Annotated in this window: 15 protein-coding genes; 9 read left to right on the top strand and 6 right to left on the bottom strand. The window is 40.4% G+C overall.

The window, feature by feature from the left end:
* Positions 1 to 18 precede the first annotated feature (18 nt).
* The 4 genes from SB49_RS10230 to SB49_RS10215 all read left to right on the top strand — a co-directional run bounded on the left by SB49_RS10230 (position 19) and on the right by SB49_RS10215 (position 6,778).
* Complete coding sequence (locus SB49_RS10230; protein ID WP_062056259.1) at positions 19 to 906, top strand: dienelactone hydrolase family protein; 888 nt, start codon at positions 19 to 21, stop codon at positions 904 to 906.
* 89 nt (positions 907 to 995) lie between these two features.
* Complete coding sequence (locus tag SB49_RS10225; RefSeq protein ID WP_145758379.1) at positions 996 to 1,526, top strand: CIA30 family protein; 531 nt, start codon at positions 996 to 998, stop codon at positions 1,524 to 1,526.
* A 295-nt stretch (positions 1,527 to 1,821) separates the two neighbouring features.
* Positions 1,822 to 4,371, top strand: a complete 2,550-nt coding sequence (locus SB49_RS10220; protein ID WP_062056256.1) for a phosphoenolpyruvate carboxylase — start codon at positions 1,822 to 1,824, stop codon at positions 4,369 to 4,371.
* 346 nt (positions 4,372 to 4,717) lie between these two features.
* Positions 4,718 to 6,778 carry a response regulator gene (locus tag SB49_RS10215; RefSeq protein WP_062056254.1) on the top strand — a complete coding sequence of 687 codons (2,061 nt, stop codon included), beginning with the start codon at positions 4,718 to 4,720 and terminating at the stop codon, positions 6,776 to 6,778.
* Between the two features lie 3 nt (positions 6,779 to 6,781).
* On the opposite strand, the gene SB49_RS10210 is transcribed toward SB49_RS10215, so the two are convergent.
* Positions 6,782 to 7,960 (bottom strand): acyl-CoA dehydrogenase family protein, encoded by a 1,179-nt coding sequence (locus SB49_RS10210; protein ID WP_062056252.1) that lies wholly within the window; start codon positions 7,958 to 7,960, stop codon positions 6,782 to 6,784.
* A 96-nt stretch (positions 7,961 to 8,056) separates the two neighbouring features.
* Positions 8,057 to 9,151 carry an aromatic ring-hydroxylating oxygenase subunit alpha gene (locus SB49_RS10205; RefSeq protein WP_062056250.1) on the bottom strand — a complete coding sequence of 365 codons (1,095 nt, stop codon included), beginning with the start codon at positions 9,149 to 9,151 and terminating at the stop codon, positions 8,057 to 8,059.
* Between the two features lie 77 nt (positions 9,152 to 9,228).
* On the opposite strand from SB49_RS10205, the gene SB49_RS10200 reads away from it, so the two are divergent.
* Both SB49_RS10200 and SB49_RS10195 read left to right on the top strand, forming a co-directional pair.
* Positions 9,229 to 10,545, top strand: a complete 1,317-nt coding sequence (locus SB49_RS10200) for an amino acid permease (RefSeq protein ID WP_062056248.1) — start codon at positions 9,229 to 9,231, stop codon at positions 10,543 to 10,545.
* A 10-nt stretch (positions 10,546 to 10,555) separates the two neighbouring features.
* A complete protein-coding gene (locus SB49_RS10195; protein ID WP_062056246.1) occupies positions 10,556 to 11,434 on the top strand; it encodes a dimethylarginine dimethylaminohydrolase family protein in 879 nt (292 codons plus the stop codon).
* 1 nt (position 11,435) lies between these two features.
* Here SB49_RS10195 and SB49_RS10190 read toward each other — a convergent pair whose 3' ends face one another.
* The 4 genes from SB49_RS10190 to SB49_RS10175 all read right to left on the bottom strand — a co-directional run bounded on the left by SB49_RS10190 (position 11,436) and on the right by SB49_RS10175 (position 14,189).
* Positions 11,436 to 12,149, bottom strand: a complete 714-nt coding sequence (locus SB49_RS10190; protein WP_062056244.1) for a tRNA1(Val) (adenine(37)-N6)-methyltransferase — start codon at positions 12,147 to 12,149, stop codon at positions 11,436 to 11,438.
* Between the two features lie 239 nt (positions 12,150 to 12,388).
* Entirely contained in the window at positions 12,389 to 12,976 is a 588-nt protein-coding gene (locus tag SB49_RS10185; protein ID WP_062056242.1) for an SET domain-containing protein, read from the bottom strand.
* Positions 12,977 to 13,091: 115 nt separating this feature from the next.
* Positions 13,092 to 13,619 carry a ribosome maturation factor RimM gene (rimM, locus tag SB49_RS10180; RefSeq protein WP_062056240.1) on the bottom strand — a complete coding sequence of 176 codons (528 nt, stop codon included), beginning with the start codon at positions 13,617 to 13,619 and terminating at the stop codon, positions 13,092 to 13,094.
* A 15-nt stretch (positions 13,620 to 13,634) separates the two neighbouring features.
* The gene (locus SB49_RS10175) at positions 13,635 to 14,189 is read right to left on the bottom strand and encodes a 30S ribosomal protein S16 (RefSeq protein WP_062056238.1); all 555 of its coding nucleotides are present in this window, start codon (positions 14,187 to 14,189) and stop codon (positions 13,635 to 13,637) included.
* Between the two features lie 270 nt (positions 14,190 to 14,459).
* Between SB49_RS10175 and SB49_RS10170 the strand changes: the two genes are divergently transcribed.
* The 3 genes from SB49_RS10170 to trxA all read left to right on the top strand — a co-directional run bounded on the left by SB49_RS10170 (position 14,460) and on the right by trxA (position 19,911).
* On the top strand, positions 14,460 to 14,927 hold the full coding sequence (locus SB49_RS10170; RefSeq protein WP_235537732.1) for a ferritin-like domain-containing protein: 468 nt from the start codon (positions 14,460 to 14,462) through the stop codon (positions 14,925 to 14,927).
* A 156-nt stretch (positions 14,928 to 15,083) separates the two neighbouring features.
* Entirely contained in the window at positions 15,084 to 19,469 is a 4,386-nt protein-coding gene (gene dnaE / locus SB49_RS10165; RefSeq protein ID WP_062056236.1) for a DNA polymerase III subunit alpha, read from the top strand.
* A 124-nt stretch (positions 19,470 to 19,593) separates the two neighbouring features.
* Entirely contained in the window at positions 19,594 to 19,911 is a 318-nt protein-coding gene (gene trxA, locus SB49_RS10160; protein ID WP_062056234.1) for a thioredoxin, read from the top strand.
* Positions 19,912 to 19,943: the final 32 nt, after the last annotated feature.

Here is a 19,943-nt window from a genome sequence, read left to right as displayed (position 1 = left end):
TATTAAAAAAGTAAGGATATGAAAAAGTTGACAAAAGCGGATATCAATCAAGAGGTCTTTGATCTGTACGATGATTACGCCCATAATAAAATTGAAAGAAGGCAGTTTATGGAGAAGCTTTCACTTTATGCAGTAGGCGGAATAACTATTCCTTCCCTTCTCAGTTTTATGATGCCCAATTATATCGATTCTATATTGGTAAAGCCAAATGACCCAAGAATACAGTCGGACTATATCACCTATACTTCACCAAAAGGCGGGGGAGATATTAAAGGGTTGTTATCCAAGCCCACAGATTCAAAAGAAAAATTACCGGGGATTATCGTTGTTCATGAAAATAGGGGCCTCAACCCTTATATAGAAGATGTAGGACGAAGGGCAGCTTTGGAGGGATTCATCACCTTGGCTCCGGATGCCTTGTCACCCTTGGGAGGTTATCCTGGCAATGATGATGAAGGCAGGGCAATGCAGAGGGAGCGGGACAGATATGAGATGTTGGAGGACTTTATTGCAGCCTATGAGTATTTAATTTCCCGGGATGACTGCAATGGCAAAGTTGGGGTGGTCGGGTTTTGTTTTGGAGGGTGGATCGCCAATATGATGGCAGTAAAAGTTCCTTCCCTTTCGGCTGCAGTCCCTTTTTATGGAGGACAACCTTCCAATGAAGAGGCTGCAATGATAAGCGCTCCATTGATGCTTCAATATGCAGGATTGGACGAAAGGGTCAATGCCGGATGGCCTGCTTATGAGAAAGTGTTGAAGGAAAACAACATTGAACACGTCGCCTATTTCTATCCCGAGGTGAACCATGGGTTCCACAATAATACGACCCCAAGGTATGATGAGGCGGCTGCCAAATTGGCTTGGGAAAGAACCATTAAATTTTTCAAGGACAAACTCAAATAAGCTAGTGGAGTTATGGGAAGATTAGGATAGCCCTATCCCGAAAAGCTATTTCCAGAGTGTCAACGATGGTAGTACTTACAGATAGATATATGATACACGCGTTAATAGTTATAGTTCAATTGTTTATGATAACCCCAATTGTAATTTTTGATTTCAATACTAAAAGTAACCTTTCCCAATGGACCGTTTTGGATGATGTAGTCATGGGTGGACGGTCTTCAAGTAAAATTTATCTCAATTCAGATGGTCATGGTGTTTTTGAAGGTCATGTTTCACTGGAAAATAATGGCGGATTCTCCTCGGTACGCTATCTAATGAAACCTATAAGTGTTAAGGGTTATTCCAAATGTGTGATCCGCCTTAAAGGAGACGGAAAGAATTATCAGTTTAGAATCAAATCCAAGAGCGAGGACTACTATAGTTACATTGCCAAATTCAGCACCACGGGCCAATGGCAGACCATGGAAATAACTATGGAGGATATGTCGCCATGGTTCAGGGGCAGAAGGCTAGATATGCCAAATTATCCAGCAATTACCATAGAATCCATCAGTTTTCTTATCGGTAATAAAAAAGAAGAAGATTTTAAGTTGTTAATAGATTCTATAGAAGTACGATAAAAAGATTTTCCATTAAAAAAGGGCCTTGATCTTAATGACAAAGGCCCTTTTACGAGAACACTATATGAAAATGAAAAAATTAACTCTTTAACCAATACATAGTAAATATATTTCCATCTTTCGAAGTAGGGAAATTATAGTTGTGAAGTACGTTAGTTTTGTGGTGTCCCAGTACAATTTTGTTATTTGCGATCATTTTCATATCCTATACTAGAATAATCACGATATTTAACAGTCAAAATTTATTTTCCATCCTGATGGAGTAAATCAATGCACAATTCATAATACAGTAGTTATGCCAAAATTGGAAAGAATAGAAGAGTTTAGGAAATCGGTCAATAACAAATTCAATGTATACAACAGTCTATTTCTTAGTTTGCCCTATAGAAATATAGAAAACGTGGGAATGTTGATTCCTTTGTTGATGCACCAGGCAGATGAGGGACTTAAATCGGGTAAAAATCCATTGGAGATACTGGATGCCTTTTTTCAGAACTATGCAAATATAGAATCGGAAAAGGACAGGATCGACTTTATGTTCAGTATTATTCAATATGTGGAACGCCAAGTGGTTTTATACGACAGTGTGGAAGATGCCGCTTTTCCAAAGCTCCAGGAGCATAGTAATTCGTTGACGATAAAGGATTACGCCCAAATGGTGGAAAAAAATAAAAGTTGGGACGAAATATCTGAAAAATTGTCAACCTTTAGTGCGCGAATTGTATTGACTGCCCACCCTACACAGTTTTATACCCCTGCAGTACTGGATATCATGGACAACCTAAGGGCATTGATCGTGGATAATAAGATCAATGAGATAGATGTTACCCTGCAACAGTTGGGACTTACTTCCTTAATAAATGCCCAAAAGCCTACTCCTTTGGTAGAGGCCAAAAATATCATCCATATTTTAAGGAATGTGTATTACAATGCTATTGGCGAACTATATTCCTATATAAAGGAACATATACAAAAGGAGGACTTTGATAACCATAATATTATGAAGTTGGGGTTCTGGCCCGGTGGGGATAGGGACGGTAATCCTTTTGTAACGGCTTCGATGACCAACCAGGTAGCTGATGAACTTAGGACAACCTTAATGAAGTGCTATTACCATGATATAAAGTCACTGCAACAAAAATTGAGTTTCACAGATTTGCAGGAGTTGATCAATGGGTTAAGGAATAAGCTTTATGTTACCATGTTCAATGAGAAAAAGATCATGGGGTATGAAGAAATCATTGGTCCGCTTTTACAGATTCGGGAAATATTGATTAGGGAATACAATTCATTGTACCTAAAAGATTTGGATCAGCTTATCGATAAGGTCAAAATATTCAAAACACATTTCGCGACCTTGGACATAAGACAGGACCATAGCGTGCACAGGAATACCGTGGAAGCTATTTTGAAGCAACAAGGAGTCATCACGGAAAGTCTGGAGGAGTTGAGTGAAGCTGAACTTATAGATAACCTGTTGCACAAAAAATTTAAACTGCAACACGAAAATTTTGAGGATGATCTTGTGCGGGATACCATAGAGAACATAGCCCAATTAAAAAATATTCAAAGTAAAAATGGGGAGGAAGGTTGTAACAGGTACGCTATAAGCAATTCCGAAGATATCTTTTCCGTACTTTTCGTTTATGGCCTATTAAGATGGTGCGGAGATTGGGAAGAAGGTAAAATACCTTTCGATATTGTGCCTTTGTTTGAGACCATGAATGGAATGGCGACCTCAGAAAATACCATGAACGGGGTCTTCGATTTACCTGAATATAGAGCCCATGTTAGATTTAGGGATAATAAACAGACCATCATGCTGGGCTTTTCTGATGGTACCAAAGATGGAGGCTATGTAAAGGCCAACTGGTCTATCTTTAAAACCAAAGAAAATCTATCAGCCGTATGCGGACAAAGGGATATTAAAGCTATATTTTTTGACGGTCGTGGTGGACCACCGGCACGTGGAGGTGGGAAAACGCATCGTTTTTATGCTGCACAGACCAAGAATATAGCCAATAATGAAATACAGCTCACCATTCAAGGCCAGACCATTACCAGTAACTATGGGACAAAGGACTTGTTTATGCACAACTGTCAGCAATTGCTAACCGCAGGTCTGTCCAATGATCTGTTTGGGAAAGAAAACTCGATATCCAAGGAGATGCGCCAATTGATAGAGGAATTGTCGGAACTTAGTTTTGCCAAGTATGACGCCCTCAAACACCATGACAAGTTTATGCCCTACTTGGAGGAAAAAAGCACCTTAAAGTATTATAACAAAGCTAACATAGGGAGTAGACCTGGCAAAAGAGGAAACAAGGCGAAACTGGAACTTACAGATCTTAGAGCCATATCCTTTGTGGGCTCATGGAGCCAATTAAAACAAAATGTACCGGGCTATTTTGGAATAGGAACTGCTATCAAAACCTTAAAGGATAGGGGGCAACTTAATGAGATGAAAAGACTCTTTCAGGAAGTTCCTTTTTTCAAGGCGCTTATGCTGAACAGTATGATGGCCCTTTCAAAATGTTATTTTGAGCTGACCAGTTATATGAAGGATGATAAGGAATATGGCGAATTTTGGAATATCTTATATGATGAGTATTTGCTGTCAAAAGAAATGCTTCTTTTGATTTCTGATTTCAAGATATTAATGGAAGAAGAGGCCGTATCTAGGGAGTCAATAAAAATTAGGGAAGCTATCGTGCTGCCATTATTGGTAATTCAACAGTATGCACTACAAAAAATTGGTCAGGGATCAGACCATTTGGAGTTATACGAAAAGATAGTGACAAGGTCCCTATACGGAAACATCAATGCGAGTAGAAACTCGGCCTAATAGAATAGCATAAATTACTGAGCGTTGTTCAATAAAAGTGGGGGAAGGAAAACAATAGTTTCTCTTTTCTCACTTTTTCTATATCCAGTACATTTAAAAGTAGCACAATTCACGATTAAGTACTGGGTTATAATAGTTTGATTGTAGGAAAGATAGGAATTCTTCTGACATACAAATATGTGTATTTGACAACAAAACTCTTATAATTTACAATATTTAGTGTGTAATTGAAGTTTAATGCGTTATGTTTATGTAATCAATTACTTACAGACGGTTTTAGTTTTAGTTACAAAAATAATATTAGCAATGATTTTTTACCCTTAGTTCCCCCTAATAGTAGTAAAATATGTCATTTAAATTTTCGAAGAAAGAATTAATATATCCCCTTTTGGTTTTCATGACCCTGATGGTTGTTGTCGTAGCTTTATGGAATAAAACCTTAAAGACACAAGAATCATTATTGAAAAATGAAATTCAAACTTCAGGTCATCTTAGATCACAAGAATTTTATCATTCCATAGAGAACAATATAAAGGCGTTGGAGAATCTTAAGCAGCGTATTGAAATCACCAATGGTGATTATTTTCAGTATTGGGAAGAGGATGCACAACTAATTTTAGATCAAAACCCTTCATTTAAATTCGTGGAATGGATAGATAGTTCCATGGTCATTAGAAAGATTACCCCATTAAAAGGGAATGAAGCAGTTGTGGGACTGGACATTTCAAAATTATACAGGGCAGATGAATGGAGGGAACATAGCGAGAACAGCAAAACCAATGTTACTTCGTGGGTCAGATTGACCCAGGGCGGGAATGCATTTTTGGTAGATGTACCCGTTTATTTTGAAGGAAGACTTCAAGGAACCATTACCGCTGGAATGGATTTTACCAATCCGTTCAATCAATTGGCTGCCGATTTGGACTCCTACGCTGTTGAAATCAAAGATGAGACGGGAACGACGTTTTATGCTTATAATAATCCCAGAACATCAGACTTCGATGAAGAATACCTGTACACCACCTCCTTTTTGGTAGATTCCCTGGATGAACAAAAATGGAGTTTCTTTCTTATGCCCAAGCAAATTAACATTTTGGCGGACAGAAAGGAAACTATGTTCGTAGCGTTCATCTTTGGTATGTTATTGTCTATACTAACTAGTTCCCTTATGTATTTTTACAGGGCATCCAGGACCGAAAATAAACGGTACAAAGAGTCCATTTTGAAACTTAGGGAATTAAACAGAGATCTAAAAAGGGAGCAATTAAAGGCCCATAAAGCCAATAGGGCGAAAACGGAATTTGTGTCGAATATGAGCCATGAGATCAGGACACCTTTAAATGCTATTTTAGGTTTCATAGAAGTGTTAAAAGCGTCCAACATTCAGAAATCTCTAAAGGAATACCTCTCCCTAATGGATATATCATCTAAAAAATTGTTGCTTTTGGTTGATGATATTTTGGAGATAGACAAGATTGAATCCGGGAAAAGCACGTTTAAAAGTGAACCTTTTTCACCTTCCAAGGAAATTGCAAATATCATCAGCATCTATAAACCAAGTATAGAGCAAAAAGGACTCTATCTGTATTTGGATGCCCCAGAAAGTAGTATTTGTGGAATTGGTGATATGGGGAAATTTGGACAGATCATTACCAACCTCTTAAGGAATTCTTTAAAATTTACAGAAAATGGCGGTATCCATGTTGGATACCGGGAACGAGTCTCTGAAAACCATCTTTTGGTAGATCTGGTGATCAGGGATACAGGAATTGGGATACCTAAAAATAAAATGAAGACCATTTTTGATCGATTCACCCAGGTAGACTCGGGCATCACCAAGAAACATGAAGGTAGTGGACTTGGACTTTATATTACCTATCATTTGGTTAAATTGATGGGAGGTCAAATTGAAGTGGAAAGTTCAAGGGAAAACGGTACGGAGTTTCAAGTTAGGCTAAAATTCTCCTTAGTGCAATGCAAACAGGAAGAGCAAAAGGTAATAGACCTAACCTCTGAAAAGAATGTAGATTTAGGGAGTGCCTCAGTTTTGATAGTAGATGACAATAAGATCAACATCATTGTTCTTAAAAAGGCATTGGAAACGATGGGAATAAAAGCCCAATGGGTTTCCGATGGGAAACAGGCCGTGGAAGAGGTTCATAAAAACAGGTACGACTTGGTGTTTATGGATATTCACATGCCCGTAATGGATGGTTTGGAGGCTACCAAGGTAATAAGAGAGACCAACAAGGATCTGGTGATCATGGGCTGTTCTGCCGATGTTACACGCGAGACCATAGAAGCAGCCTTGGAAGTAGGTATGAACGATTATTTTACCAAGCCTATCTGCATGGACAAATTGCGTCAAAATTTATCCACTTATCTGGTCAACTCAAAAGTATCCTAATAATTACTGAAAGGCCTGAATTCCTGTTATGTCCGCTCCGGTAATAAGAAGATGTATGTCGTGTGTGCCCTCATAAGTGATTACACTTTCCAGGTTCATCATATGTCTCATAATGCTGTATTCGCCGGAAATTCCCATCCCCCCCAATATCTGTCTTGCTTCGCGGGCTATTTTTATGGCCATTTCCACATTATTGCGCTTGGCCATCGAAATTTGAGCAGTGGTAGCTTTTCCTTGATTTTTCAATTGCCCCAATCTAAAGGCCAATAATTGGGCCTTGGTAATTTCAGTGATCATCTCAGCCAATTTCTTCTGCTGTAGTTGTGTGGCTGCAATGGGCTTACCAAATTGAATACGCTCTTTGGCATATCTAAGGGCCGTATCATAACAGTCCATGGCGGCTCCGATGGCGCCCCAAGCAATTCCATAACGTGCAGAATCCAAACATCCAAGGGGAGCTCCAAGACCGTTTTTGCCAGGTAATAGATTCTCTTTTGGAACTTTAACATTGTCAAAAATAAGCTCTCCGGTTGCCGAAGCCCTTAAAGACCATTTGTTATGGGTTTCAGGAGTAGTAAAACCTTCCATACCACGTTCAACGATTAGACCGTGGATACGTCCTTCTTCATTTTTGGCCCATACCACTGCAATATCCGCAAAGGGAGAATTGGAGATCCATAACTTGGCGCCGTTTAAAAGATAATGGTCGCCCATATCCTTAAATCTGGTTTCCATACCTCCAGGGTTAGAACCGTGATTGGGCTCGGTAAGACCAAAACAGCCCATAAACTCACCAGTTGCTAATTTAGGTAAGTATTTTTTTCGCTGTGCCTCAGTTCCATAGGTATAAATAGGATACATTACCAGGGATGATTGTACGGAAGCGGTAGATCTAACACCGCTATCTCCTCTTTCAATCTCCTGCATGATAAGTCCGTAGCTAATTTGATCCAGACCTGCGCCTCCATATTCATGAGGAATATATGGGCCAAAAGCACCAATTTCTGCCAATCCACCAATGATCTGTTTTGGGAACTCCGCTTTTTGTGCGTATTCTTCTATTATTGGGGATACATCTCGCTTTACCCATTGTCGGGCAGCATCACGCACCAATTTATGTTCTTCTGATAATAGATCATCTAGATTGTAATAATCGGGAGCTTCAAACAAATCTGGCTTCATACGGGCTTTTATTTGTCTCAAAGATAATTAAAAGGAATATAACATAACAAGACTCCTGTGTTACATTATTGGCTAACCTTTGTTTATTTTGGAACCTTATTTTTGACCATTTATAAAACGAGCCAAAAGACGGTGAAAATGATGTACGCCTTTTTCCCTTGTTGGGGAAAAACGTCCTGCTTTATAGAACTTTGAGCGGACTCCCTTCTGAACGCTTTCTACCACCTCCTCATCTTCCAATTCTACCTTGTCCAACCCAGAACCTGCCCCTCTGTCCAATTTACTATCGTCATGGACATAAGAGTAAAAAGAAACTTTGGTGCTCTTAAGGTCCAATGGGCGTACAATGTTTACCGAGAGACCCCAAGGATAGAAATTGAACATCATATTGGGGAATACCCAGAAGTAATAGGCCGCTATTTTTTTTTCATGGTCGATATGATTTTCAGGGAATTCAAAAATTTCCTCCGATCCTTGGGCATAACCGATCTGAAGGCTCATATGATCAAAAAGGAGGGTCTCGTAATTGCCATAATCCAATACCTCGTTTAGGTCATTATGGACAAAAGGAATGTGAAAGCCTTCCAAATAATTATCGCAATAGAGTGCCCAATGGGCATGGACCATATATTCTGTAGAACGACTTTCATCCAATTTAAAATCATGTAAGGGCAAAAAGCCAATACGCTCATTCATGATTTCCAGAACGGGATTGATATCAAAGGTTGGGCTAAGACCCATAAACAAAAACGGACCCCAATGGCGCAATGGAAATTTATAAAGGTTATCGCACGGTTTGGGAAAATCCTGGGCCTCTTTAAATTCGGGCATATGTTCCATGGTACCGTCCAATTGAAATTTTCTTCCGTGATACCCACAGATCAATTTTTTTGTATTGGAATTTTGGGCCACCACTAAATTCCCCCTATGCGTGCATACGTTGGATAGACAATGAATGCGATTCCCCTCGTCCCTTGTCAAGACTACAGGTTCTGTCAAAAAACCATCCAAAAGGGTAAAAGGATATTGTTGATGAGGCAATTCCACTAAATTTTCGTGCCCTACCCACTGCCAAGATTTATAAAAAATATCGTTCTTAATTGACTCAAAAACTTCGGGGTCTCTGTAAAATGAGGCGGGCAAAGTAGATGCTTTTGTGATATCCGAATCTATATAAAAGTTCTTAATCATATTATATTGTAACTTGGCAAAGGATTTCTTCCCAAATTTAATTAATTTATAATGAGATCTTACACTAATCTATTTTTATGGCCGAACCTGTTGAAGTAAAAAAAATAGGACTATGGACGAGTACTTCCTTGGTAATTGGAAATATGATTGGTGCAGGTGTATTTCTTATGCCAGCAGCATTGGCATCTTTTGGTGGTATCAGTACCATTGGATGGCTTTTTTCTGCTTTTGGAGCACTTTTACTTGCTAGCGTATTTAGTAAACTGAGTGTTCTTGTGGCCAACAAAAGTGGAGGTCCCTACGCTTTCACTAAAGCTGCCTTTGGTGATTTTGCTGGGTTTTTAGTGGCCTGGGGCTATTGGATATCGGTATGGACAAGTAACGCGGCCATCGCTATAGCATTTGTTAGTGCTTTAAGCGTTTTTTTTCCTATTTTGGACCAAAGCCCAATAATAGCGGTATTGGTTGGTTTAAGTGCCATTTGGGGGCTTACGGCATTAAACTCGAGAGGTGTAAGGGCTTCTGGAAAAATGCAATTGATTACGACCATTTTAAAATTATCCCCTCTATTTATTGTTATCCTTGGTGGGTTTTTCTTTTTCAATCCTGAAAATTTTTATCCTTTCAATATCAGTGGTAAATCAAATTTTAGTGCCATCGCCATTACTGCGACCATGACCCTATACGCCTTTTTAGGGATAGAAAGTGCTACGGTACCCTCTGGGAATGTTAAGAATCCGGAAAAAACTATTCCTAAGGCGACAATGATAGGTACTATTATTACAACAGTGGTATATCTTTTAGGGACCGTTGTGGTTATGGGAATGATCCCTGCCAATATCCTATCCGAGTCACCCGCTCCTTTTGCAGATGCCATGGAAATTATGAGTGGTGATTGGGGACGTGATTTGGTGGGTGCAGGTGCCGTAATTGCCGCTTTTGGGGCCTTAAACGGATGGATACTGGTACAAGGGCAAGTGGCCATGGCTACTGCAAAGGACGACTTGTTTCCACGCATATTTAAAAGGGAAAATAAACATGGAGCCCCGGTATTGGGAATGGTTATTGGAAGTTTTTTAACTTCTGTCATCATGCTTTTAAACTTTACTGATGGTCTAGTAGAGCAATTTAAATTTATAGTTTTACTGGCTACTTTATGTTGTTTAATTCCTTATTTATTTTCTACTGCAGCTTATGTTCTTCTTGTCTTGCAAGAAAAATTAGCTTTTAAGAATACCGTTAGTGTCGTTTCTTTAGGGGGAATGGCCTTTCTGTTTTCACTCTGGGCCATATTTGGAGCAGGGGAGCCTGCTGTTTTCTATGGTTTTATACTGTTAATGTCCGGAATTCCATTTTATGTATTGATGAAAACAAGGAATAAGGATAAGGATTAACAACTGTTGTATGGAATATACGTGTCATTCGGAATATCATGAACTTGATATGGTGTTGATCAATTCAATATCAAATGCATTTGTTGATGAGCATAAACTGGAAAGGGAATGGAAATCACTTAATTATCTCTCCAAACCAGATTATCTAAAGGCAGAAGTTGAGTTTTCCAATTTTGAAGGCCTTATAAAGTCTACTTGTGCAACCGTACTGTTACAGCCTGGAGATTCTGATGTTTCCATGGATGCTATTTATACTCGGGATGCGGCCATAGTTACTAATTTTGGGATGATCCTTTGTCGAATGGGAAAGGAAAGAAGAATTTACGAACCCAAAGTACAAGAAGCGACCTACCAAAAAAATAATATCCAAATTTTAGGAAAAATCGAAGCTCCTGGCACTCTAGAGGGAGGTGATGTGGCTTGGCTAGATGAGTCCACCTTGGCAGTGGGCCACTCCTACCGTACCAATGAAGAGGGCATCCAACAGTTAAAAAAACTACTATCCCCTTTTTCGATCAAGGTTTTGGTAGTGGAGCTTCCTCATTATAAGGGGCCATCGGATGTTTTTCATTTGATGTCGATCTTTAGCCCCGTTGATAAGGATTTGGCCGTTGTCTATTCTCCTTTGCTTCCTATTCATTTTAGAAAGGAACTACTCAATCGTGGTTTTGAATTGTTGGAAGTCCCTGAATTGGAATTCGATTCTATGGGATGCAATGTATTGGCCATTAGCCCAAGAAATTGTGTTATGGTTGCTGGCAATGCAAAAACCGAAGCCCTGCTAATAAATGCTGGTTGTAAGGTAAATACGTATGTTGGGGAGGAAATAAGTGTTAAAGGGGGCGGCGGACCTACCTGTTTGACAAGACCACTCCGCAGACGCTTTTAAATTACATTTTAAGGTAAAAATCTTTGGTGAGCCCAATATATTCATCAGTGTACTCATGGCGTGCTTTTTCTATGGTCAATTCGCCTATGTCCATTTGATTTTCAGAGAAACTAAATTCCAATAGACTGCGTTTTATTTCCGCGGTTGGGTTTCCTTTTACCCGCGTGACCCTATTAGGGTAAAGATTAAAACTTGAGGCCATTTTTATGAAGGTCTCCTCTTCTTTAAATGGAATGATCGTGGAGAACAGCCCTTCATCTTCCAGTAATTTACTGACGCCATCCAGTAATTCTTCAAAGGGTAAAGAGCTGTTTTGGCGGGCCATATCACGGGCCTCATTGCCACTCGGAACCTCTTCACTATAAAAAGGAGGGTTGGAAATGATCAGATCATACTTTTCATCCAATTCATCTACAAATTCATCCAAACCTGCGTGATAACAATAAAGTCGATCTGCCCAGGGAGAACGTTCAAAGTTCTCTACACTCTGTTCATAGGCGTCCCCGTCTATTTCAATGGCATCAATCATATCGGCATCGCTGCGTTGGGCCATCATTAAAGCAATAAGTCCAGTGCCGGAACCTATATCCAAAATGGCAAAAGGCCTTTTATCAATAGTGCTCCATGCCCCAAGAAGTACGCCATCTGTGCCTATTTTCATGGCACATTGATCTTGGTGTACAGAGAATTGTTTAAACTGAAAGGGTTTACTCATATTAGTGGTCCTTGCCCTAGCCTAAAAGTGCTTCTTTTAATGCTTGGAATGGTGATATTCTGATTTAAAGAGGGAACTATTTAAGCTGGTTTTCACCGCAAAGATAAGCAACAGTGCCGTGCTAAAACGTGATAATCGTCGCTCTTTCAAAGTAAGTTTTGTGCTGTTTCCTAATCCAAAATGATTCGAAGGTGTTTGATGCTTAAGGTGCTACAGCTATAAATGGTTTTACTTTGAAATCATTTCCCGTTGTAGTAGTTATTTTTAATGGAGTCCATTTGAATTTTACCATTGGCAATCGCTGTTACTTTCGTCCATAGCTTGGGCGTAATCAGGGGTCGCAAAGGTTGATCAATGATTGGGATCTTATGGAAGACCTCAATTAGTTTTTTGTCCCACGTCTTATGGTATCTCAAGAGATCGTCTGGGTAGACTATCTTTCTTTCGGTGCCCTCGTCCGCTGCCTCAAATGGTTCAGGAATGTTCAGATACCCATAATCATCCGTCAGCTGTTCCCCTGCATGAATATCCCTTATAGCGACCTCAAAATCATATGCGGTGGTAAGGCAATTGGAATTAAAACTATGGTTCACATAACGGGCATTGTCCCAACACAAAATATATTTCCCTTGGTTGTCCCTAAAAGTATAGGTGTCCAATATGGATTGATATAAGGGGTCCATATCGGTCAACTGATCTTGGGTGAATTCCCTATCCAATTTATCCAGAACCCAAGTAATGGTGCCCGCTGGAATAAATTCAGTGGCTACTACGCCATAACCGATTTCATTATTGATGAACCTGAGTTCTGTTTTAGGATGAATCATTAGTTGATAACAATTAGCCCATTAAAGGTAGTATAAAAGTAGTAGGTTTTCGCTATTATTTTACAAGTACAAATGTTACCGTTGCAAAAATATTTGAAAGTGAAAGGAAGGGTTTTTAACTTAAATAAAGATCCACCAAGCCCTCTGGGGTAGTCACATGGATGGTTTTTGTGTCTCGGTCCACCTTGGTGATGATCTCGTCATTAATGGGAATGAGCAGTTCTTTGTTGCCTTTTTTCGCAATGAACAAAGCTTGGGAGGTAGAATCGTTCACCCCTTGTATGATCCCTATGTCCCCATGAACATGATCCTCTAAACGAAATCCAATAATGTCGTGGTAATAAAATTTATTTCCGGTTAGTTTGGGAAGGAATTTTAAAGGAAGGTAAAGTTCGGACCCCATGATATTATCTGCTGCGGACTCATCCTGAACTTCTTCAAACCGGATACGGAGAAGGCTGGATTTGTGGAGTACGCATTTGTCAATAAAAAATGGAACCAGATTGTTTCCTAAAGAAACGAATACTGATTCCATATTTTCGTAAATTTCGGGTTCATCAGCATCAATTTTCACCAATACCTCACCCTTGTAGCTATATTTTGAAACGATTTTACCTAGGTAGAAACACTCTTCCTTTGTCATCGTTCTATCTTTAGCTTATTTTTCTTCCGTAGCAGCTTCGTCAGAAGCAGGAGCAGCAGTTTCTTCTGCAGCTGGTTCAGTAGCTTCTTCTTCAGCAACTTCTTCAACTTCTGGAGCAAGTGCAGCAGCAGCTTCAGCAGCACGCTTATCACTTACAGCTTTTTCAGCTTCCAAAGCCTTAGCCTTAGCTTCTTCTTTAGCTTTATCCAAGCCACCTACTTTGTTTGTAACGATTTCTTCTTTTTGAGCCAACCAAGCGTTGAATTTTTCTTCAGCTTGTTCTTCTGTCAATGCACCTTTACGAACACCACCAGCCAAATGATTTTTTAGGAGAGCTCCTTTGTAAGAAAGGATTCTACCAGCTGTCTCAGTTGGTTGTGCGCCATTCTGTAACCAGGTTACAGCGCTGTCTACATTAAGTTCAATTGTTGCAGGGTTGGTGTTTGGGTTATAGATTCCCAATTTTTCCAAATACTTACCATCTCTCTTCGCGCGAGAATCCGCAGCTACTACCCAATAGAATGGTTTTCCTTTTTTACCGTGTCTTTGTAATCTAATTTTTACTGGCATATCACATTAATTTGTAGGGTGCCCGACCCTTGATTATTAATTCTTTTGTTCGCTAGGTCTGTCCTAAGCGGGTGCAAATATAATATTTCTTTTTATGTGGTTATCAAGAAATTGAACTAAAATTCAATTTTAGGGACAAAACTCTTAACATGCTTTAAGAAATCTTGTTAAAGTTGGGCTAAACCTATGACTTTACTTGGATAAGAGTCTTTATCTTTTAACTTGAGAGGAGTGTCAGTGAAAGACATTGACATAAATAATTGACTTAAAATGAAGAGAGATAATATGAAGTATTCAGAAAAAATTTCAAACAGATTAAATGATTTATTGGAAAAGACATACGATGCCGAGAAGGGATTTAAGTTGGCCCAAGATAAAATTGATAATGTAACCACCAAGAAATTTCTCAATGACCGGGCCGAGCAGCGTGCAGCATTTGGGCACGAATTAAAGAAAGAAATATTACAGTATGGAGAATTGCCAAACAAAGAAGGCAGTATCTCAGGAAACCTTCACAGGGCATGGATGGATCTAAGATCTGCAATTTCCTCAAACGAAAATGAAAAGCTGTTGGAAGAAATTGAGCGAGGAGAAAGGGCTAGTCTAGAGGAATATAATGAAATTATTAAAGATAAAGATATGGGGTTACCACCCTCCACTGAAAGTATGTTGATGCGTCAAAGGGATGCCATTGAATCGTCCTTAACTGTGGCCAATATCCATGAACATATGGCATAGGAACAAAACATAGATCTTAACCAGTAAAAAAACCAGATGGCAACATCTGTTTTTTTTGTGATTTGTACCGTTGATAACTACTAATAAATGGGCTTCATAACTAGGTTGTATTTTCTTAAATTTACCACTTCAATGCCCATGAGATAAACCCGCACTATGTACCTGATTTTTGATACGGAAACCACCGGATTGCCCAAGCGATGGAACGCTCCAATAACCGATACGGATAACTGGCCGCGTTGCATACAGATAGCTTGGCAATTGCATGATGAGATGGGGAACCTGGTGGAGCATCAGGATTATTTGGTTCGGCCAGATGGGTTCAATATACCTTATGATGCCGAACAGATACATGGGATATCCACGGAATTGGCGCAGGAAAAAGGCATTTCTTTGGCGGAAGTATTGGGGAAATTCAATGTGGCCATGTCCAAAACAAAGTTTATTGTAGGACAAAATGTAGGTTTTGACCTGAACATCATGGGGGCAGAATTTCATAGGTTACAGGTGGAAAACCCATTACAGGAACTGCCGGTCCTAGATACTTGTACCGAACATACGGCCAAATTATGTCAGATTCCTGGAGGTAGGGGAGGAAAATTTAAGCTGCCCACCCTCACAGAACTTCATCAGTATCTTTTTGGGGAGCCTTTTGGAGAAGCCCATAATGCCACCGCGGATGTGGAAGCTACCACCCGTTGTTTTTTGGAGTTGGTCCGCAGGCAGGAGTACACCGTGGAGCAATTGGATGTGCCCGCCAATTATTTTAAAAATTTCTCAGAGGCGAACCCTAAGGAGATACAACTTATAGGCCTAAATCATATCAACCTCAAAAAAGCCTCCAAGAAAATTGCGGACCAATTGGGCCTCAATGAAACGGTGGAGATTTCCAAGGAGGAAATAAAAGAAAACATTGCGGTCCTTTCGGACACCGAATTTGTGCATCTGCACAACCATTCCCAGTTCTCGGTCCTTCAATCCACCATCTCCATTGCCGATCTAGTGCGATCTGCCGCAGACAACAATATGCCTGCTGTGGCCCTTACGGATCATGCCAATATGATGGGGGCCTTTCATTTTGTAAAGGAGGTAAAGGCCCAAAATACCAAAGCTAAGGCCAAGAATGCTGAAGCCTTGGAAAATGGGGAGCCGGCGCTGGAAAGGGAAATGAAGCCTATTTTGGGGTGTGAATTTTTTGTTTGTGAGGATCATAATAATAAAAATGTAAAAGACTACGGATACCAGATCGTGCTCTTGGCGAAAAACAAGAACGGCTACCACAATCTGTCAAAAATGTCGTCCATCGCTTATACCGATGGGTTCTATTACGTGCCCCGTATCGATAAAAAGGTCATAGAACAGTACAAAGAAGATATCATTGTGCTAACCGGTAACTTGTACGGAGAAGTTCCCTCCAAGGTATTGAACGTTGGTGAGAACCAGGCAGAAGAAGCTTTGGTATGGTGGAAGGAGCAATTTGGGGATGATCTGTATATGGAAATCATGCGCCATGGCCAAGAAGATGAGGATAGGGTGAACCAAGTATTGGTAGAGCTGGCCAGAAAACATCAGGTCAAAATGGTAGCTACCAACAACACCTATTATTGCGCCAAAGAAGATGCTGATGCCCATGATGTTCTGTTGTGCGTAAAAGACGGAGAAAAACAGGCAACACCTATAGGTCGCGGTAGGGGCTATAGATACGGACTCCCTAATCAGGAGTACTATTTTAAGTCGTCCGACGAAATGAAGGAAATCTTCAAGGATCTGCCGGAGACCATTTTGAACATACAGGAAGTAGTCAATAAAATAGAATCCTATGAATTGGCAAGGGATGTTCTTTTGCCCAAGTTCAGTATTCCTGACGAATTTAAAGTAGCTGAGGACGAGGCCGATGGGGGCAATAGGGGTGAAAATGCCTATTTGCGTCATATCACCTATGAAGGGGCCAAAAAAAGATACCCGGAAATAACGGATGTCATTCGGGAAAGGATAGATTTTGAGTTGCAGACCATAGAGAATTCTGGGTATCCGGGATATTTCCTGATTACGGAAGATTTTATCCGTGAGGCAAGAAATATGGATGTATCCGTAGGGCCCGGTCGTGGATCTGCAGCAGGATCTGTAGTGGCCTACTGCCTGACCATTACCAATATTGACCCATTAAAGTACGATCTGCTTTTTGAGCGGTTCCTAAATCCAGACAGGGTGTCCATGCCCGATATTGATATCGATTTTGATGATGAGGGTCGTGGGCGAGTAATGGACTATGTAATCAATAAATATGGCGCCAACCAAGTGGCCCAGATCATCACCTATGGTACCATGGCGGCAAAGTCCTCTATCCGTGATACCGCAAGGGTGCTGGATCTGCCATTGATGGATGCCGATAGGATAGCAAAGCTCATACCTACGATGTCTAAGTTGAGCAAGATATTCGGGGTGAGCGAGGCTGATCTGAAAAAGAAATTTAGGGCAGAAGAACTGGAGAAGGTCCATGAGCTCTTGAACATTGCCGAAGGGGATGATCTGGAGGCACAGACCCTGAAAATGGCCCGTATTTTGGAAGGATCTGTCCGGAATACCGGAATCCATGCCTGTGGGGTAATCATTACCCCTGATGATATTACAAAGTTCGTTCCTGTGGCCACCGCAAAAGACTCGGATCTTTATGTGACGCAATTTGACAACTCTGTGGTAGAAAGCGCAGGGTTGTTGAAGATGGATTTCTTGGGACTGAAGACCTTGACCCTGATCAAGGATACCGTAAAAATTGTCAAGGCCAAGCATGGGATAACGTTGGTCCCGGATGATTTTCCCTTGGATGATGAGAAGACCTATGAGCTTTTCCAGAGAGGGGATACGGTAGGGGTTTTCCAGTATGAATCTGTGGGAATGCAGAAACATATGAAAGACCTAAAGCCAACGGTTTTTGATGACCTTATTGCCATGAACGCCCTGTACAGACCGGGGCCGATGGAATATATCCCCAGTTTTATTGCCCGTAAGCACGGACGGGAAGAGATCACCTATGATCTGGCCGATATGGAGGAATACCTAAAGGAAACTTACGGTATTACTGTTTACCAGGAGCAGGTGATGTTGTTGTCTCAAAAATTGGCAGGTTTCTCTAAAGGTGATGCAGATGTACTGAGAAAAGCAATGGGTAAAAAGATCTTTGCCTTACTTGAAAAGTTGAAACCACAGTTTTTGGACGGTGGTGAAAAGAAAGGCCATCCAAGGGATGTTCTTGAAAAAATTTGGAAAGATTGGGAGGCATTTGCTTCTTATGCGTTTAACAAGAGTCACTCTACTTGTTATGCCTATATAGCCTATCAAACGGCCTATTTAAAGGCGCATTACCCTGCAGAATATATGGCGGCGGTACTGTCCAACAACATGAACGACATTAAGCAGGTGACCTTCTTTATGGAGGAGTGTAAACGAATGGGCTTGGAAGTATTGGGCCCAGATGTGAACGAATCCTACTACAAGTTTGCCGTGAACGACCAAAATGCAGTGCGTTTTGGGATGGGTGCTATCAAAGGTGTGGGCCGTGGTGCTGTTGAAACCATCGTGGAGAACAGAAAAGAGGAAGGCAGGTTTAAGTCGGTCTTCGACCTGACCAAACGAATAGATCTAAGGGCGGCAAATAAAAAAGCTTTTGAGAACCTAACACTCGCAGGGGGATTTGATTCTTTTGGGGACACCCATCGTGCTCAATACTTTCACGATGACGGGGACGGAATTACCTTTTTGGAGAAGGTCATAAAATATGGTGCCAAATTTCAAGAAAGCGAGAATTCCTCCCAAGTCAGTCTTTTTGGAGAGGCCAGTGAGGTACAGATACCTGAACCCGTGGTTCCACCCTGTGAGGAATGGGGAACCATGGAAAAGCTGAGACGGGAAAAAGAGGTGGTCGGGATCTATATCTCCGGACACCCCTTGGACGATTTTAGGACCGAAATGAATTCGTTTTGCAATGCCACCATCTCCAATATACATCAAATGGAAGCCTTTGTGGGTAGGGAACTTGCCCTGGCAGGGGTGATATCGGATGTGCAGCACAGGATCTCTAAAAATGGAAAGGGCTGGGCCTCCTTTATACTGGAGGATTATACAGATTCCTATGAGTTTCGAATATTCGGGGAGGAATACCTTAAGTACAGGCACTTTTTAATGATCAATTCCTTTGCTTTTTTTAAGTTGTATGTTAAGGAAGGTTGGACCAATAGGGATACCGGGAAGAAAGGTGATCCTCGTTTGCAGTACAACACGGTAATGATGCTTCAGGATGTTATGGAAACTTATGCCCGTAAGCTGACCATTAAACTGGATATAGGAAAACTCAAGGAGCAGCAGATCTATGAATTGAAGGATACTTTGGTATCCCACCAGGGAAGTCATCCTTTGAGTTTTGTAGTATATGAAATGGAAGAGGAGATCAAAGTGAGTTTAAATTGTAGAAAGCAAAAAGTACAGATATCAACGGAACTATTGCTGGAATTGGAAAGTAAGGATGTGCATTTCAGGTTGAATTAATAGCATTTGGGATATTTTATCACATAAACTTTACTTATCTTACAATAGGTAAAACGAATATAACGTTAGTAAGGAAAACGTTGAATAATTGACTAAATTTGCATAATTAAAAAATAAAACAAACATGGCATTAGAAATAACAGATGCTACTTTTGATGAGGTAGTTTTAAAAAGTGACAAACCAGTTGTTGTAGATTTCTGGGCAGCATGGTGCGGACCTTGTAGAATGGTCGGTCCAATTATCGATGAAGTAAGCGCTGAATACGAGGGAAAGGCTGTAGTAGGTAAGGTAGATGTTGATGCAAATCAAGAGTTTGCGGCAAAATATGGGGTACGTAACATCCCAACGGTTTTGGTTTTCAAAAACGGTGAAATTGTTAACAGACAAGTAGGAGTTTCTCCTAAGAAGGTGTATACCGATGCTATTGAAGCAGCATTATAAACTAATAGTATAAGATTAAAAAAGGCTTGACT

The organism is Sediminicola sp. YIK13 (assembly GCF_001430825.1).
Taxonomy (GTDB): Bacteria; Bacteroidota; Bacteroidia; order Flavobacteriales; family Flavobacteriaceae; genus Sediminicola.
Note: the sequence above shows the minus strand (reverse complement) of the source record. Positions and strands in the feature narration are given on the sequence as shown.

Coding starts and splice junctions, on each gene's coding strand:
- SB49_RS10230 (WP_062056259.1), top strand. CDS start 19: ATGAAAAAGTTGACAAAAGCGGATATCAATCAAGAGGTCTTTGATCTG.
- SB49_RS10225 (WP_145758379.1), top strand. CDS start 996: ATGATACACGCGTTAATAGTTATAGTTCAATTGTTTATGATAACCCCA.
- SB49_RS10220 (WP_062056256.1), top strand. CDS start 1,822: ATGCCAAAATTGGAAAGAATAGAAGAGTTTAGGAAATCGGTCAATAAC.
- SB49_RS10215 (WP_062056254.1), top strand. CDS start 4,718: ATGTCATTTAAATTTTCGAAGAAAGAATTAATATATCCCCTTTTGGTT.
- SB49_RS10210 (WP_062056252.1), bottom strand. CDS start 7,960: ATGAAGCCAGATTTGTTTGAAGCTCCCGATTATTACAATCTAGATGAT.
- SB49_RS10205 (WP_062056250.1), bottom strand. CDS start 9,151: ATGATTAAGAACTTTTATATAGATTCGGATATCACAAAAGCATCTACT.
- SB49_RS10200 (WP_062056248.1), top strand. CDS start 9,229: ATGGCCGAACCTGTTGAAGTAAAAAAAATAGGACTATGGACGAGTACT.
- SB49_RS10195 (WP_062056246.1), top strand. CDS start 10,556: ATGGAATATACGTGTCATTCGGAATATCATGAACTTGATATGGTGTTG.
- SB49_RS10190 (WP_062056244.1), bottom strand. CDS start 12,149: ATGAGTAAACCCTTTCAGTTTAAACAATTCTCTGTACACCAAGATCAA.
- SB49_RS10185 (WP_062056242.1), bottom strand. CDS start 12,976: ATGATTCATCCTAAAACAGAACTCAGGTTCATCAATAATGAAATCGGT.
- rimM (WP_062056240.1), bottom strand. CDS start 13,619: ATGACAAAGGAAGAGTGTTTCTACCTAGGTAAAATCGTTTCAAAATAT.
- SB49_RS10175 (WP_062056238.1), bottom strand. CDS start 14,189: ATGCCAGTAAAAATTAGATTACAAAGACACGGTAAAAAAGGAAAACCA.
- SB49_RS10170 (WP_235537732.1), top strand. CDS start 14,460: ATGAAGAGAGATAATATGAAGTATTCAGAAAAAATTTCAAACAGATTA.
- dnaE (WP_062056236.1), top strand. CDS start 15,084: ATGTACCTGATTTTTGATACGGAAACCACCGGATTGCCCAAGCGATGG.
- trxA (WP_062056234.1), top strand. CDS start 19,594: ATGGCATTAGAAATAACAGATGCTACTTTTGATGAGGTAGTTTTAAAA.